We start from the raw sequence: 16,513 nt of genomic DNA, 5'->3' as shown, positions 1-16,513 counted from the left end.
TAGACCGGCGACTCGGCTACCGCTCCATTATGGGCATTGGCCGTCATTCCGGATCAAGTGCCTGTTTCGCAGTGGTCGGATCGAGGGCTGGTCCGGCGGGCAACCGCACCACCAGGCTCGCCGGCAGGCGTACCGGTTGGACACCGGAGTAGCCGAGCATCGCCGGCACTCCCTCGGAGGCCAGCGGATAGCGATAGCCCAGGTCGGTGACCAGGTTCAGGGTGCCATTGTCCTGATCGGGCGAGGACAGGGCATTGACCAGTACCCCGTAGCCGGGCTCGATGACCACCCGGTCGGCCAGCGGGACTCCGCTGCCGGTCTGCTCCCGGGTCCGCACCGGTTCGCGTACCGGCTCGACCTGCGCGTCCAGCAGCACGGTCGGTTCGTCCTGGCCGGGCTGGTACGCCGCACAGATGGCCGGGTCGCTGCCGCTGAGCCGGGCGATCTCCGGGCGCTGCTCCGGTGCGCGGTGTCGCCCCTGCTGGGGCGGGGGGGCCTTGGGGGCGGCGGCGGCCGTACCGGCGGCGAGTTCGATCGGGGCGGGCTTGCTCCCGTCCTGGTACGCGGCCTGGGTCTCGCCGTCGGCCAGCAGGACGTCCGCCTGGACGGGAGTGATCGGGAACAGCCGCTCCCGCTCCACGACGTAGTACTGGCGGCTGTCGTTCTGGCTCTTGACCACATAGACCTGACCGACCCGGGCGTTCGGCAGGGCGGTGGAGGAGGCACCCCGGTCGGACACCCGCCGGGGGGTGATCGTCTCACCGGCGGGCAGGGCGTTCAGCCATGCCCCGCCGACCTCGACCACCGGTTCGGCGGTCATCACCAGCCCCTCCAGCACGACCTTCTCGTTGCGGATCTCGTACCGGTGGTCACGCCAGACCAGGTGCAGCCGCTTGGTCTTGCGGTCGCGGACCAGCACGGCCGCGTCGCCCGGCTCCCGGCCCCCGCTGGGGGCCCGGCCGACCGTCAGCACGGTGGTGGCGACGACGCCCCCGGCCGGGTCCCGGGCGGGCTGGGTGCACAGGGTCCACGCACCGTCCAGGATGCGGCCCGGTGCCGGCAGCGCGTCCGGCGCGTCCGGGATGCCGATGCGGGGACCTCGGGGGGTGCCGACCAGGGAGTTACGGGAGACCGAGACCGTCGGCGCGGCCGATTCCAGGGCCAGCAGGGCGGAGGCGTAGTTGACCACGGGGTGCAGCCGGCCCTCCCGGTACAGGTACCGGGTGCCGGTCTCCTTCTCCAGGATGACCCCGCCGCCGTCCTTCCACTTGGTAGCCCCACCCGGGCGAAGCAGGCCGTACACCCCGACCCCGGCCAGGCAGAGCACCGCCACCATGACACTGGCGAAGCCGGCACCACCCAGCCGACGGAACGGCGCCGCCTCCGGATCCGGCTCACGAGCCACCAGAGCGGAGGTCATCCGCTGCACGAAGAACTGGTACGACTGAACCTGGTCCCGCCGCGACGGCATGGCACCCTCCCCCTGGCGTACGCCGGCACGGTCACGATCGCCGGACCGCGGTGCCTACCATAGGCACGATGTCGAGTCCGCCGGTTCCCGCACCCGGCGTCGACCCTCGACGCCGAGGACGGCAGCCCGAGGAGCGCAACGATGATCAGTCGTGACCAGGCCCTGGCGATCGCCCGGCAATGGGCCGCCGCCGGTCGGCCCGGGCCCCCGCCCGAGGTCTTCCTGCACGAATTCGACCTGGGCTATGTCGCATGGCGGGCCGAGCCGGCGGGTGCGGCCACCGAGGGCCCCCCGGCACCGCCACCGGCCACGGGTTACCCCCGGGCGGTCATCGACCGGCAGACCGGGGAGGTGTCCCAGTGGCCGTCGCTGCCGGAGCACCTGATCGCCGAGCGGTACACCCGCCGCCAGGCGGCCGAGGGTCGCTTCCCGCCGGAGGTACGCCACGTTCTGGAGTCGGCCGGGTGGTTCCCCGGGCGGGATGTCACCTCGGCGGTGGAGCACTGGATGGTCCGGTTCGCCGATGATCTGGCCGGCCTGGAGTGTCCCCCCGCGGCACGGGCCGCCCTGATCGAGTTCGGTGGCCTGACCCTGCCCCAGTTCGGCCGCAGCGGCCGGCCCGGCGGTGGCTTCACCAGCTATCTCCACCCCACCCGCGGTGGGGTGACGACCGAGGGCGCCCGGGGTTTCATCGAGGAGTACGACACCCCGGTCTACCCGATCGGCAACAACGAGGACGGCCCCTCCGAGCTGGTGATGGATGCCCAGGGACGGGTCTTCCTGCTGCACTGGGCCGACGAGTTCCTCGTCGGGCCGGATCTGGACTCGGCCATCGTCAGCCTGATCCGGGGCGATGAGATGACCGAGGCCAGTGAGCTCGACTGGTGAGGCCGCCGGTCAGCCGTTGATCGCCCGCATGAAGGCGTACAGGCCCAGCACGCTGCAGGCCACCGGCACCACGGCGAGTTGGAGCAGGATGTCCAGGACGTCACCGAACCGGGCCAGCCGGGGTGAGGGGGCCCGCCGGCTGTAGGCGAGCCCGGCGGCGGCGGAGACCCCGGCGGCCACCAGGGCCACCGGCAACACGGCCAGCACCCGACCGGCCGTGGAGGCGTCCGCGGCGCCGACCAGCGGCAGCAGACCCAGCCCCACCAGGCCGACGGCCAGCATCGGGACCCGGTGCCGGACGGTCGGCACCAGCCGGGCCCGCAGCAGGTAGCCCAGCGAGATCACGGCGGAGAGCAGCAGGGCGGCGGTGGTCCCGGTGGCGGTGAGCACCACCAGGCAGCCGATGGTGACCAGGAAGGCACCGAAGATCATGCCGGTGAGCACCTCGTCGGCCCGGGCGGTGGCCTGGTAGATCACCTCCCGCTTGGGTTGCGGTTCGTCGCGCAGCAGGTCCTCGGCGGTACGCGGCAGGGCCGGCATCGGCATCTTGCCCAGCCGTACGGAGAGCAGCGGCATGGCCGGCAGCAGCAGGGCCACCGCGCTGACCACCACGGCGCTGCCCTGTGCGGCGTCCATCGAGCCCAGGGCCAGCAGTCCACCGACCATGCCCCAGAAGCCGACGAAGACCGCCGCCACGAAGACCCGGGTGGCGTCCCCCACCCCGAGCAGGCCGAGCAGACCGGACAGCAGCAGCACGGCCGAGCCGAGCAGGATGTGCGGTGCCCCCAGGGCCCATACCGACTCCCCGGTGCCGATCACCAGCACCCCGCCGACGAAGGCGTAGGGCAGGCCGGCGGCGGCCACCACCGCACCGGCCAGGGAGTCGGCCATCGCCCGGGACAGCACGATGCCGCTGATCAGCAGCAGCGCGGCGGCGCCGAGGGCCACCGCGCCACCGAGCCAACCGGGTTGTTCGGAGGTCACGATCACGGCCAGGCCGAACAGCAGCAGCACCCCGGCCACGATCAGGCCGGTCAGCCGGGTGGCGAACGGGGTCCAGGCCACCCCCCGCCGCCGAGCCCCGTCGGCCACGGCCTCCATCAGATCGTCGTACGCCAGCTCCGGCCACTCGGTGCGGCGGGGCACCAGGTGCAGGGTCTCGCCGTCGCGGACGTTCTGGGCGGCGAGGGTACGGCTCAGGTCGATGGCACTGCCGTCACTGCGACGCAGCATCCAGCCACCGTGGGCGGTGCCGTCCGAGGGCTCCTCGTCGGCTTGACGCAGCACCGCAGGCAGCAGCCCGACCAGCGGCAGGTGCTCGGGCAGGGCTAGATCAAGCCGCCGACTGGGTGCGACGACGGCGATACGCGCGAGTCCGGTTCCGGCCTGGGTGACCACTGAAGACCCTTCGGTACGCGAAGCGGGCTCGATCGATCGGCCCGCTGCTGTCATGACGGGAGAAGGCTACCTACCATGTGCCGGTGACGCGGGTGCCGGTTCACGGCGGTGGCCGAGCGTACGGGGGTGCCGGGCGTGACCATCACGCCCAGAAGAGGCAACGGAGGTCTGTCACGTGAGCACGGTCGTCGTCAAACGACCCGCCCGACAGCCGGAACCGGAGTACCCCTCCGGCGAGGTGCTCCTGGACCCGCCTCCGGAGGTACCCCCACCCAGCGGCAAGGCGTGGGGGCAGATGATGATGCTGCTGCCGATGCTCGCCGGTTCCTTCGCGATGGCCCTGATGTTCGCCGGTCGTGGCGGATCCACCCTGGGGTATGTCACCGGCGGCCTGTTCGGACTCTCCGCCATCGGGATGCTCGGGGCCCAGTTGACGAACAACTCCGGGGGCCCGAGCAAGCAGGAGATGTTGCAGAAGCGCCGGGAGTACATGACCCACCTGTCCCGGCAGCGCCGACGGGTTCTCAAGACCATCCGCCGACAGCGGGAGGCCGCCTTCTACCGGCACCCGGACCCGGACACCCTGTGGTCCCTGCCGCTGGGACCCCGGCTGTGGGAACGCCGCCGCAGCGATGTGGACTTCGGCACCGTCCGGATCGGTCTGGGCCCGCAGGAACTGGCCACTCCGCTGGTGCCGCCCCCGGCCACCTCGCTGGAGAAGTTGGAGCCGATGTGCGCGCTGGCCCTGCGCCGATTCCTCACCACCTACGGCGAGGTGCCGGACCTGCCGGTGACCATGGCCCTGAACGGTTTCGCCCGGGTACACCTGCGGGGCGACACGGACGCCGCCCGGGGCATGGTGCGGGCCGTGCTGGCCCAGGCCACCGCCTTCCACGCCCCCGACGACATGCTCGTCGCGATCTGCGTCTCCCCGGAACGTCGTGACGACTGGGAGTGGACGAAGTGGCTGCCACACGCGCTGCACCCCGCGCGTACGGACGCCCTGGGGCAACTGCGCCTGGTCTCCCCCTCGGTGACCGGTCTGGAGGCGATGCTCGACGACGTGCTGGCAAGTCGGCCCCGGTTCAACGCCAGCGGCGGAGGGACCCAGGTCGGCGGGCCACACGTGCTGGTGGTCATCGACGGCGGTGACACCGCCGGTTCCGACCACCTGATGACCGACGGCGGGGTGGAGGGGGTGACCCTGCTCGACCTGTCCACCCCGCCGCCCCGGATGCTCGACCGGGCCCGTCTGGTGCTCGACGTGACCACGGATCGGCAGCTGCGCAGCCTGACGGTGGACGGCCCGGCGGAGATCGGCCGGGCGGACGACTGCGGGGTGGCCGAGATCGAGGCGCTGGCCATGCAGTTGGCCCCGCTGCGGCTGTCGGCCGCCTCCCGGGGCGGTGGCGACACCCCGCTGACCAGCGAGATGGGCCTGACCGAGCTGCTGGACATCGGTGACCCGTACGAGTTCGACGTCGATCGGGCCTGGCAGCCCCGGCCCAACCGGGACCGGCTGCGGGTGCCGATCGGCATGGGTGTCGACGGCGGCCCGGTGGAGCTGGACCTCAAGGAGTCGGCGCAGGACGGCATGGGCCCGCACGGGCTGCTCATCGGTGCCACCGGTTCCGGTAAGTCCGAGCTGCTGCGCACCCTGGTGCTGGCCCTGGCCGCGACCCACTCCTCGGAAAGCCTCAACTTCGTCCTGGTCGACTTCAAGGGTGGTGCCACCTTCACCCGGCTGGACGGCCTGCCGCACACCAGCGCGGTGATCACCAACCTGGCCGACGAGTTGCCCCTGGTGGACCGGATGACCGACGCCATCAACGGTGAGCTGGTCCGCCGCCAGGAACTGCTGCGCTCGGCCGGCAACTACGCCTCCCAGCGCGACTACGAGAAGGCCCGGGCGGCGGGCGCTCCGCTGTCGCCGCTGCCCAGCCTGCTGATCATCTGTGACGAGTTCTCCGAGCTGCTCACCGCGAAACCCGACTTCATCGACATGTTCGTGCAGATCGGTCGGGTGGGTCGGTCTCTCGGCGTACACCTGCTGCTGGCCTCGCAGCGACTGGAGGAGGGGCGGCTGCGCGGGCTGGACACCCACCTGTCGTACCGGATCGGTCTGCGGACCTTCTCGGCGATGGAGTCACGGGTGGTGCTCGGCGCGACGGACGCCTACGAGTTGCCCCGCTCTCCCGGGCACGGGTACCTGCGTTTCGGCACCGAACCGCTGGTCCGGTTCAAGGCCGCGTACGTCTCCGGCACCTACCGCAGCAAGACCGCCGCGGCGGTCGCGGCCGGTGACGGCGAGGACCGGGTACGCGAGTACACCACCGGCTACGTGGCGCCCCCGGTGACCCGTACCCCCAAGGAGGAGGAGGCTCCGGAGCCGGTCGACGGGGTCGGCGAGAGTGTGCTGGACATCCTGGTCGGGCGACTCACCGGCCGGGGCAAGCCGGCCCACCAGGTGTGGCTTCCGCCGCTGGCCGAGCCACCGACCCTGGACCAGTTGCTGCCGCCGCTGACGGCCGACCCGGCCCGTGGGGTGACCGTGGCGCACGCCGGTCTGCTGGGCGAGTTGCAGGTGGCCGTCGGCATCGTCGACAAGCCCTTCGAGCAGCGCCGGGACGTGCTCTGGTTCGACCTGGCCGGGGCGGCCGGTCACGCCGTGATCGTCGGGGGGCCGCAGAGCGGCAAGAGCACCCTGCTGCGGACGATCGTCACCTCCCTGGCGCTGACCCACACCCCCCGGGAGACCCAGGTGTACTGCCTGGACCTGGGCAGCAGCGCCCTGTCCTCGCTGCGGGACCTGCCGCATGTCGGTTCGGTGGCTACCCGGCTGGACGCGGGCCTGGTCCGACGTACGGTCGCCGAGTTGCAGCTGTTGATGGGTGAGCGGGAGCGGCGGTTCGCCGAGCGGGGTGTCGACTCGATGGCCGAGTACCGGCGGGCCCGCCGGCACGGCCAGCACGGCGACGACCCCTTCGGCGACGTGTTCCTGGTCATCGACGGCTGGGGGACCCTGCGCTCGGAGTTCGAGGACCTGGAACCGACCATCAACGACATCGCCAACCGGGGCCTCTCCTTCGGCATCCACCTGATCGTCACCGCCGGCCGCTGGATGGACCTGCGGCCGGCCGTCCGGGACGTCTTCGGTACCCGGATCGAGTTGTGGCTGGCCGACGCCAGCGACTCCAACCTGGACCGCCGGGCGGCGATGAACGTGCCGGAGAAGGCACCCGGTCGCGGCATCACCCCGGACGGGCAGCAGTTCCTGGCGGCCCTGCCGCGCATCGACGGTGCCCAGGAGTCGGAGACCCTCCCCGAGGGGGCCCGCAAGCTGGCCACCGACCTGGCCGCCGCCTGGCAGGGGCCGGGTGCCCCACCGATCCGGCTGCTCCCGCCGGAGGTCCCGTACGGCAGCCTGCCGAACACCGGGCAGCCCGGGATCCCGATCGGCATCGCCGAGGTCGACCTTTCCCCGGTGCACCTGGACTTCGCCACCGATCCGCACTTCATCCTCTTCGGCGACGGCGAGTCCGGTAAGAGCACCTTCCTGCGGTCGCTGGCGCAGACCATCGTCGACACCCGGGATCTGACCGAGGCCCGGCTGGTCATCGTCGACTACCGGCGCAGCCTGCTGGGCGACATCGAGACCCCGCACCTGATCGGGTACGGCTCGACGGCGCAGATCACCGAGAGCATCGTGGCCGAGGTCGCCGCCGTCATGCGGGACCGGCTGCCACCGGCGGACATCAACGCCGAGCGGCTGCGGGCCCGGGACTGGTGGAAGGGGCCGGACCTGTACGTCCTGGTCGACGACTACGACCTGGTCGCCGGCGCGGGCAGCAACCCGCTGACCCCCCTGCTGGAGTTCCTGCCCCAGGCCCGGGACATCGGTCTGCACCTGATCGTCGCCCGCCGCACCGGTGGGGCCAGCCGGGCGCTCTACGAGCCGGTGCTGATGCGGTTGCGGGAGATCAGCACCCCCGGCATCGTGATGTCCGGCAACCGGGACGAGGGGGTGCTGCTCGGCACGGTGCGACCCGGACCCCTGCCGCCGGGTCGGGGCTGGCTGGTCTCCCGACGGGGCGGCACCCGACTGGTGCAGTTGGTGAATCTTCCACCTCGTGGGTAGGGGACCCACGGGGTTGCCGGACCGGACTACCGTCAGCCAAAGTGGACCTGCGGTGTGCGGCTGCGTCGATCCGAGAGCGGAGATCGGGCAGGCGCGCCAGCACCGTGTGAGCCAACGGGGGAGGGACCATGAGCGGCGAGTGGCTCGTCAACGAAACCATCGACGTCGACGTCAACCAGTTGCAGGACTTCGCCACGGCCATCCGCAAGGAGCTGGAGAACAACTTCCAGCCCAGCTTCGAGCGGGGCCTTAGCCCGATGCTCACCGTGCAGGCACCCTTCGGCAGCGGGGGGCTGAAAGAGGCCGCCTTCTTCCGGGGTCGGCACGACGAGAGCCGGATGGCCGTGTCGCACCTGATCGGCGATGTGATCAAGGGTCTGACCGCGCTGAGCGCGGCGGCCACCTCCATCTCCGCTGAGTACCTGCTGGGTGACGCGCTGGCCGAGGCCACCAACGACGACGTCTACAACGCCTTCAACGCGGTGGACGGCCAGAACACCCTCAGCGGCAAGTGGCAGCAGGAGGGCGACCCCGCGGAGGTCGTACCCGAGCAGGCGAGGAACCCGGAGCCGGTCGGCCCGTACCACGGGATGGACTCCTGCCCGACGGAGGACACCCGGGAGAAGGCGCCCGCGTGGACCGCCTCGGAGACCGTGGGTGACGGTCCGGGGGCCTACGAGATCCCGGGCGAGGACCAGCGCATGTACGGTGACGAATTCCGTCTGGACCAGTCGAGCCTGCGATGACTACTGCCAGGTGCTGCGGGGGACCTGAGGAGCGGGAATGAGCGACGACTACTACGGCTACACGCCGATCAGCTACCCGGCGTACGGGGGGATGCGGGACGACTACGCGGCCGAACGGTCCGACCAGGCGTCGCCGTACGAGCCCACCAAGTGGGACGGCGTCAACATCGAGCAGATGTGGGAGTACGTCCGCAAGGAGAGCGACGAACGCACCACCGCGCTCGCCGAGATGTGGCGGCGGACGGCGAGCCTGCTGGAGTCCACCCGGGACAACCTCCAGCGGCACGCCAATGCCCTGGACAAGAAGTGGCAGTCGCCGGCCGCTCGGGTCTTCATGTCGAAGGTGGGTGCGACCCTGCACTCACTGGACGAGTGGAAGAACGTGGCCAGCAACAACGCCATCGGTCTGGAGCAGTTGGCCAGCAAGATCTCGTCAGCCCAGCGGGAGATGACCCAACTGTGGCAGGAGTACACGAACGAGCAGAAGCGCCAGCAGCAGATCTTTGAGAAGGACAAGTCGGAGATTACCTTCGGCGACATCCTCGGCGACAAGCACAAGACGTACGAAGAGGTCCAGAAGGAGTTTCACCAGCGCGCCAAGAACATCACCAAGCCCCTGGCCGACATGTACATCGACGTGTACATCTCGAACATCTCGCGCGGCGGCAAGTTCAAGGGCCCGACCGAGGCGGCCCTCTTCGACGGCAAGAACCTGCCGGGCGGACCGGGACGTCCCGGCGGCGGACCGGGGCGACCGGCCGCCCCCACCCGGCCCGGCTCCGGGCCACCTCCGAAGGTCACCGGCCTGGTCCGGGAGGTGCCGAACCAGCCGGAACTGCCGCCCCGGCCGGGGCGGCCCGGCGAGCCGGAGATGAGCGTCCCGACACCGGAGACCAACGCCCCCCCGACCCCGCCCGAGGGGGTCAACCTCTCCGGTGGCACCACCACGGTGCCCCCACCGGGGCCGGCACCCACCCCGCCGCCGGTCACGGCCACCCCGAACGCACCCGTGCCGGGCGGCCCACCGGTGTCGCCGATGCTGCCGCCGGGCAACACCGGGCCGGTAACGCCGCCGGGCACCCGACCGAACGCCCCCCGGACCACCCTGCCGGGCTCCGGTGGCCCGCCCGCGCCGGGCGGTGGCCGGGGTCCCGCGCCGAACCGGCCGACCCTGCCGGGTGCGGGCGGCCCGGGCAACGGCTCCGGTGCGCCGGGCAACGGCCGACGTGGGCCCGCGCCGAACCGCCCGACCCTGCCGGGCAACACCGGTGTCCCCGGGCGCCCCGGTGCCGGTCCACTCCGACCGGCCCCGTCGACCACCCCACCGCCCTCCAGCCCGCGCCTGCCGGGCTCCACGGCACCTCCCGGTCAGCGGGGCGGCACGCCCGGACGTCCCGCCTCGCCGCCCCCCAGCCTGGGTGGGCAGCGCGGGTCGGCCCCGGGCACCCCCTCCCGGCCGGGTGCTCCCCTCGGTGGTCACCCCGCCACCCCGCCCGGCGTCCGGGCGACCGGCGGCCCGGGGGTGCCGGGCGGCGCCGGTAGGCCCGATCTGAACGGTCGCGCCGGTGCCGCACGTCCGGCACCGACCACCGGTCCGGCCCCCTCGCTCGGCGGCCGACGGGGTGGGCCGGTCCTGCCGGGCCCGCGCAAGGACGCCCAGCGGGACCAGGATCAGGACACCTGGGAGTACGGCGACGGCGACGACGAACTGTGGGCCACCGAGTCCTCCGCCGTCGGGGTCGTCGAGGCGCCGGCGGAGCACCGCCCCAGGGAGCAGGGCAGGGCGCTGGGTCAGAGTTGAACACGGACGGGCCAGCTCACCGCAGCACCGGTGGCTGGCCCGTACCATGCGGTGAACGCCCGTTTTCGGCCGTCTCCGTAACGAACCACAGAGGAAGGTGGACGGGCATGCGTGTCCTCACCCGACCGGCTGCCGTCCTGGCGCTCAGCACCGCCGGCGTCCTGGCGGCGCTGGCCCTGCCCGCGGCACCGTCCCTGGCGGATTCCACCAGGGACGACTCGTGGCATGTCAAGGCCCTGGAACTCCCCGAGCTGCACAAGATCAGCCAGGGTGAGGGTGTCGTCGTGGCCGTGGTGGACACCGGGGTGGACGCCAAACACCGGGATCTAAAGGACAACGTCCTGCCCGGCGCGGACCTTTACGAGGAGGGCACCAAGGGTGGGGTCGACCGGGTGGGCCACGGCACCGGAATGGCCTCGCTGATCGCCGGGCACGGACACGGGCCGGGCAATGCCGACGGGGTGCTCGGGGTCGCACCGAAGGCCAAGATCCTGCCGGTGACCATCAAGAGCGAGAAGAGCCCGCTGATCGCCCCCACGGCGGTCGCCGCCGGGATCAACTGGGCGATCGACAACGGCGCGGACATCATCAACGTCTCCCTCGGCAGCAGCTTCAACGAGGAACTGGATCGCGCGGTCGCCCGGGCCTACCAACGCAACATCGTCGTGGTCGCCGCCGTGGGCAACCGCGAAGACATCATCATCAGCAACCCGGCTCGCCACCCGGCCACGATCGCCGTCAACGGGACCGACCGCAACGGTGTCATCAGCAAGAAGGCGGCCCTGCCGGCCGAAGAGGTGAACATCGCCGCCCCGGGCGAGGACATCGTCCAGGCCGCCCCGGGGAACAGGTACGTCACCTCGCTCGGCAGCAGCAGCAGCGCCGCGCTCGTCTCCGGCGCGATGGCCCTGGTCAAGGCCAAGTACCCGGACCTGAACGCGTACGAGTTGTTCTCGCGGCTGCTGGAGACCACCCGCGACGCCGGGGCCCCCGGTCGGGACCTCGACTACGGGTGGGGGGTGCTCGACCTGCGGACCGCCCTGACCGGTGAGCCGGACGGGCGGGCCAGCCCTCGGGCCAGTGCTCCGCCGGCCGCACCCCTCGACCCGGCCCTGGCCAATCCCCGGGAGCGCGATGACGACGTGCTGATCCTCGTCTGGGCCGCCATCATCGCCGTACTCGTCCTGCTCGTCGGCGGGACCGTCGCCACGGTCTGGATGCTGCGCACCCGGCGACGCAATGCCGAACTCGTCGACGAGGCTCCACCCGCCCCGGTGGGCGCTGTGGGAGCCGGTGCCGGGCCTTGGGACGGCCCGGATCAGCCTGGGCAGGCCCCGGACGAGGTCTGGCGGCGGCCGCCCGGCTGAGCGACCCGACCTCAGGAGGTCACCGATGTCGGCCACCCCTACCGGCGGGTTTCCGCCCCCACCCTCCGACCCCTACCAGACACCGGACGGGCATCACCTGCCCGGCGCACCCCAGTTGCCCGGCCGACAACCGACTCCCGGCGGGCACCCGATGCCCGCTCCGGGTGCTCCGGGTGGCCAGCCCGCACCCGCTGCGGGGAAGCCGTCCGCCCGACGGCCCTTCGTCGTCACCCTGGCGGTCCTGCTGATGCTGCCCTCCATCGTGACCTGGCTGATCGCCGGTATCGCCTTCTTCCGGGCCATGCTGGGAGCCGAGGGTGACGGGCTGGGTCGGGCACTGGTGGTGGGTATCGGGGCGGGGGTGCTGGCGATCGCCCTGCTGGTGGTGATGCTCGGCGCGCTGGGGATCCTGATGGCCTGGACCGGCGACAGCGCCCAGGGGCTGGCCGTGCCGGCCGGTTTCACCTTCGGGCTGTTCGTCGTCGTCCTCGTGGTGCTGCTGGTGCAGGGCAAGCTGAGCTTCGCGCCGACGATGGTCACCCCCCTGGTGGTGGGCGGGCTGGCCGGGGTGGCCCTGGCTCTGATCAAGAGCCCGCCGGCCCGTACCTGGTTCGCCGGCCGACCGCGCTCACCGAGACCCGGCCGACGGCGCTGACCAGCGGTCGGGGATCGTCGCCGGATCGGTCAGGCGGGGGTCCAGCGGCGGGCGGTGGCGTCGAAGCGGGCCAGGAACTCGTCCCGGCCGTCCTGGTGCAGGCAGCGCAGTTCGGTGCCGTCCGGGACGACCAACGACTCCATCCGTGGCGAGCCCTGACCCCACTCCGGGGGCGTGTCCTCGCCGGGTGTCCAGCGCAGCACCGCCACCCACGCGTCGGACTCCTCGAAGGGTGAGCCCGCGCCGAGCAGGCCCAGCCGCCGGTAGAGCCGCAGCGGGGTGTCCCGTCCGGGCCCGTGCCAGGTGTGCACCAGACCGGCCGCCCGGTCGTACCCGTCGTCCAGGTAGGACGGCAGGTAGCGGTGGGCGATGACCAGTTGCAGCCGCAGCGGGACGTCCACAGCGGGCCCCTCGTCCTCCTCCTCGACCATCGGCTGGGTGGCGGGCGGCGACACCGGTACCCCCACTGTCGACGGGTCGGCGTAGACCGCGCTGACCCGTCGGCCGCGCTCCTGCTCGGCGGCACCGTCGAGTACGACCCGCAGTTCGCCGAACCAGTCGCGCAGGGCCAACACCGCTTCGCCGGGCAGCGCCGCGGCCAAGGGTGTCTCCGGGTTGAGGGACAACTGCCAGGAGGGGTCCGGCCAGTGTTCGGTGACCTGGAGGCTGCTGACCACCACCAGCTCGTGATCTCCGAGGGCCTGGCGCAGCCGGGCCTCCGAGGTGAACACCGGCACGCTGGGCCGCCCCTGCTCGTCCGGCAGCACCCACCAGGGGAACTCCGGGTCGCCGAGGTCACGGGTCGCCGGGCCGCCCGGTCGCAGCGGAAGCACCAGTTCGGTACGCAGCAGGGCGGACATCAGGGCGTCCGGGTCCTGCCGTTGGATCGCGTCGCGGAGCGGCTTCTCCACCTCCACCGAGGCGGCGGTGAGAGTGGCCAGTTCCTCCGCGGTCAGTCGTACCCCGATGGGCAGCCCGGCGTTCACGGCCAGCACCCAGGCCTCGTCCGGCCAGTCGACGGCCAGGTCGGTCAGCACCGACACCCGGTAGCTGACGTCCTGACCGGGCAGCCCGGCGGCGATGGCCCCCGGAGAGGTGTAGGCCATCACATGGGTGACCCCCTCGTGGTGGCCGGTAGGCCAGGCCACCGGCTCGGCGGGGGTCGCCGAGGGCGGCACCGGCACCAGCAGCGCTCCGGTGGCGAGGGCGGTCAGGAAGGCCACGGTGTCGTCGTTCTCGACCGCCGCCAGCAGCGCGTGTTCCGTGCTGGTGCTCGGTTGCCAGCCGGTCGGCGGTAACGGGGTGGTCACCAGGTGCCGTCCTCGCGCACCCGGGCGGGCCGGCGGCCGAGCAGCAGGGTGCCGAGCGCCTCGTCGAGGCTCGCCCCCAGGTACCAGTCGCCGGTGTGGTCCAGGACGAACACCCGGCCCTGCTCGTCGATGGCCAGGATGCCGGTGCCGTCACCCTCCTCACCGAGGGGACTGAGGGGCACCCCGATGACGGTGGCCAACTCCGCCAGGGTGGCCACGGAGTGTCGTACCCGGAAGGGATCTAGGTGGATCTCACTGGGGGCGACCTGCTCCCCGTCGCCCGATGGGCGGAGCCGCAGTCCCCCGAACTCGGCGTACGCCTGCACGGCGGCGGTCGTCATGACGTGCTGGCGCCCGTCCGGGGTGGCGTCGGCGGCTAGGCGTACCGCCCACTCCCGGGCCCGGTTCTCGTCCCGCACCTGGGGTGACCAGCCTGCGGTGGCCAGCAGCTCGGCCACCGGGGGTGGAAAGCGCTCGGTCATGTCAACGCCTCCATACCGAACCAGTCCAACAGGGCCGCACACGACCGGCAGGGTGGCTGAGTCTGGCCATGACGCGGGTCGCCCTCCTCCCGTACCCGGGTCAGGTGCACCTTGGCCCCCCACAGCAGGGAGCGGGCCCGGGTGGAGTTCAGGGGCGGACCGTCGGCCTCGGCGGCGTACAACCGGTCGGAGATCAGCACCGGCTCCGCGCACCAGCCGGTGAACCGCTCCCGCTGCCCGACCGGCAGCTCGTGCAGGAACCGCCGGACCACCGGGTGCAGACGTGGGGCGACATCACCCCGTACGGAGGTGTGCGTGTGGACGGTCCCATCGACCAGCAGGGCACCCGCCACCAGCGGAAGCATCCGCAGCTGGGTCATCCGTCCTCCCCCGGTAGACCGGGACCCCGGCACCACCAGCGGGCCGGGTCCACCCAGGGCAGCCTATCGAGCGGACTCACCGTCACCCGGTGACCCGGTACGGGACTCCGAGACATAGCCCGCCTGGGATATCGTCGGCCAAGCCCCTCACCGTCGTACGAAGCCGGAGTCATGACGCGCACCCTTCTCGTCTCCCCGGATCAGCCCGGCGCCTACCCGTCCATCGGGGAGGCTCTGGCGGTGGCCAGTGACGACACGGTCGTCTCGGTCAGCCCCGGCACCTACTACGAGGCGCTGTTCGTCAACGACCGGGCGGTCACCGTCGTCGCCGCCCAGGGCGCGGGAACGGTCACCATCGACGCCTCCTCCGGCACCTACCCGACGGTGTCCTGCAACTCCGGTCGGTTGGAGCTGCGCGACCTCGTCCTCAAGGCCGGTGACGCACCCGGGGTGGTGGGCGACCGGGCCAACCTGACCATGACCGGCTGTGAGCTGAGCGCCGGCTTCGGCGCGGCGATCCAGTTGGGTGGCCGCTCGGAGTTCACCCTGACCCGTTGCCGGGTCACCGGCGGACGGTACGGCCTGGTCGTCGAGGACTCCGACGGCACCGTGGAGGGGTGCGAGTTCACCGACCTCAGCGAGGACGGCATCATCGTGCGCATCGGGGCGGCCCCGACGATCAGCACCAGCACGGTGACCCGCTGCGGCAACCGGGGCATCTACGTCTACCAGTACGGCCGTCCGACCATCGAGGCCTGCGACATCTCCCAGACCGGTCATGCCGGGGTGGCGGTGGTGCACCAGAGCGCCCCCGTGCTGCGGCGCTGCCGGATCAGGGACACCCGAGGCCCGGCGATCTCCTTCGCCCGGGGCTGCCACGGCACGGTCGAGGAGTGCAGCACCGAGAACAACGCCCAGCCCGCGATCGAGATCGCCGAGGGGGCGACCCCGACCATCGTGGAGGGTACGGCGAACCGGAAGGCGGCCTACGGCGCGGACGCCGCCCGGGTGGCCGCCCCCCAGGACACCGCCCGAGTGGACAAGCTGCTGGCCGAGTTGGAGCAGATGGTCGGCCTGGAGTCGGTGAAGGAGGAGGTCCGGGCCCTCATCGACGAGATCCAGGTCAACGAGTGGCGACGCAGCGCCGGGCTGCCGGTCGGTGCGGTCAGCCATCACCTCATCTTCGCGGGCGCCCCCGGTACCGGTAAGACCACTGTGGCCCGCATCTACGGTGACCTGCTAGCCGGGCTGGGCGCCCTGCCCGGTGGCGCCTTCCGTGAGGTCTCCCGCCGTGATCTGGTCGGTCAGTACATCGGCCACACCGCCGAGAAGACCGCCGCCGCCTTCGAGATGGCGCGCGGGGGTGTGCTGTTCATCGACGAGGCGTACACCCTGTCCCGGTCCTCCGGCAGCGGGGGTGACTTCGGGCAGGAGGCCATCGACACCCTGGTCAAGCTGATGGAGGATCACCGCGACGAGATAGCGGTGATCGCCGCCGGTTACACCGGGGAGATGCTCCAGTTCCTGGACGCCAACCCCGGTCTGGCCTCCCGCTTCGCCAAGACCATCGAGTTCGGCAACTACGCCCCGGAGCAGCTGGTCGTCATCGTGGAACGGATGGCCGGCGGGGACGAGTACCTGCTCGCCGAGGGGGTCTCCGACCTGCTGCGGGAGCACTTCGGCACGATCGAGCGGGATCAGAACTTCGGCAACGCGCGGGAGGCCCGCAAACTGTTCGAAGGTGTCCGCAAGGCGCAGGCGCAGCGGCTGCGGCAGTCCGGCCAGCGCCCCAGTCTCGATGAACTGCGTACGGTGACCGTTGCCGACGTGCGCGCCGCGATCGGGCGTTGATCATGCCGGGCCGGTCAGGGAGGGGC

12 protein-coding genes are annotated in these 16,513 nt (G+C 71.9%); 7 read left to right on the top strand and 5 right to left on the bottom strand.

The window, feature by feature from the left end; genetic code table 11:
* Positions 1-43: 43 nt before the first annotated feature.
* Positions 44-1,471: a type VII secretion protein EccB gene (eccB, locus tag ACGFIK_RS11380; RefSeq protein WP_327023656.1), complete on the bottom strand. Its 1,428-nt coding sequence runs from the start codon at positions 1,469-1,471 to the stop codon at positions 44-46.
* Between the two features lie 141 nt (positions 1,472-1,612).
* Here eccB and ACGFIK_RS11375 point away from each other — a divergent pair, with 141 nt between their 5' ends.
* Entirely contained in the window at positions 1,613-2,359 is a 747-nt protein-coding gene (locus tag ACGFIK_RS11375; RefSeq protein ID WP_327023655.1) for an SUKH-3 domain-containing protein, read from the top strand.
* Positions 2,360-2,368: 9 nt separating this feature from the next.
* On the opposite strand, the gene eccD is transcribed toward ACGFIK_RS11375, so the two are convergent.
* Complete coding sequence (gene eccD, locus ACGFIK_RS11370; protein WP_357532295.1) at positions 2,369-3,757, bottom strand: type VII secretion integral membrane protein EccD; 1,389 nt, start codon at positions 3,755-3,757, stop codon at positions 2,369-2,371.
* Between the two features lie 175 nt (positions 3,758-3,932).
* On the opposite strand from eccD, the gene eccCa reads away from it, so the two are divergent.
* From eccCa to ACGFIK_RS11345, 5 genes are all read left to right on the top strand, one after another.
* On the top strand, positions 3,933-7,895 hold the full coding sequence (eccCa, locus tag ACGFIK_RS11365) for a type VII secretion protein EccCa (RefSeq protein ID WP_393338977.1): 3,963 nt from the start codon (positions 3,933-3,935) through the stop codon (positions 7,893-7,895).
* Between the two features lie 128 nt (positions 7,896-8,023).
* Complete coding sequence (locus ACGFIK_RS11360; RefSeq protein ID WP_327023653.1) at positions 8,024-8,641, top strand: hypothetical protein; 618 nt, start codon at positions 8,024-8,026, stop codon at positions 8,639-8,641.
* 37 nt (positions 8,642-8,678) lie between these two features.
* Positions 8,679-10,442: a hypothetical protein gene (locus ACGFIK_RS11355; protein WP_327023652.1), complete on the top strand. Its 1,764-nt coding sequence runs from the start codon at positions 8,679-8,681 to the stop codon at positions 10,440-10,442.
* A 107-nt stretch (positions 10,443-10,549) separates the two neighbouring features.
* Positions 10,550-11,809, top strand: coding sequence for a type VII secretion-associated serine protease mycosin (mycP, locus tag ACGFIK_RS11350; protein ID WP_327023651.1), 1,260 nt, complete (start codon positions 10,550-10,552; stop codon positions 11,807-11,809).
* Between the two features lie 25 nt (positions 11,810-11,834).
* Positions 11,835-12,464 carry a hypothetical protein gene (locus tag ACGFIK_RS11345; RefSeq protein ID WP_327023650.1) on the top strand — a complete coding sequence of 210 codons (630 nt, stop codon included), beginning with the start codon at positions 11,835-11,837 and terminating at the stop codon, positions 12,462-12,464.
* A gap of 29 nt (positions 12,465-12,493) precedes the next feature.
* Here the strand turns inward: ACGFIK_RS11345 and ACGFIK_RS11340 are convergent, their stop codons facing one another.
* The 3 genes from ACGFIK_RS11340 to ACGFIK_RS11330 are packed head-to-tail and all read right to left on the bottom strand — an operon-like array spanning position 12,494 to position 14,636.
* Positions 12,494-13,774, bottom strand: a complete 1,281-nt coding sequence (locus ACGFIK_RS11340) for an SseB family protein (RefSeq protein WP_327023649.1) — start codon at positions 13,772-13,774, stop codon at positions 12,494-12,496.
* The gene (locus ACGFIK_RS11335) at positions 13,771-14,256 is read right to left on the bottom strand and encodes an SUKH-3 domain-containing protein (protein WP_327023648.1); all 486 of its coding nucleotides are present in this window, start codon (positions 14,254-14,256) and stop codon (positions 13,771-13,773) included. Before ACGFIK_RS11335 ends, ACGFIK_RS11340 begins: the two co-directional genes overlap by 4 nt.
* Complete coding sequence (locus ACGFIK_RS11330; protein ID WP_327023646.1) at positions 14,253-14,636, bottom strand: YwqJ-related putative deaminase; 384 nt, start codon at positions 14,634-14,636, stop codon at positions 14,253-14,255. Before ACGFIK_RS11330 ends, ACGFIK_RS11335 begins: the two co-directional genes overlap by 4 nt.
* Positions 14,637-14,807: 171 nt before the next feature.
* On the opposite strand from ACGFIK_RS11330, the gene ACGFIK_RS11325 reads away from it, so the two are divergent.
* Positions 14,808-16,487: a right-handed parallel beta-helix repeat-containing protein gene (locus ACGFIK_RS11325; RefSeq protein WP_327023645.1), complete on the top strand. Its 1,680-nt coding sequence runs from the start codon at positions 14,808-14,810 to the stop codon at positions 16,485-16,487.
* Positions 16,488-16,513 lie beyond the last annotated feature (26 nt).

The organism is Micromonospora sp. NPDC048871 (assembly GCF_043198155.1).
Classification (GTDB): Bacteria; Actinomycetota; Actinomycetes; order Mycobacteriales; family Micromonosporaceae; genus Micromonospora.
Note: the sequence above shows the minus strand (reverse complement) of the source record. Positions and strands in the feature narration are given on the sequence as shown.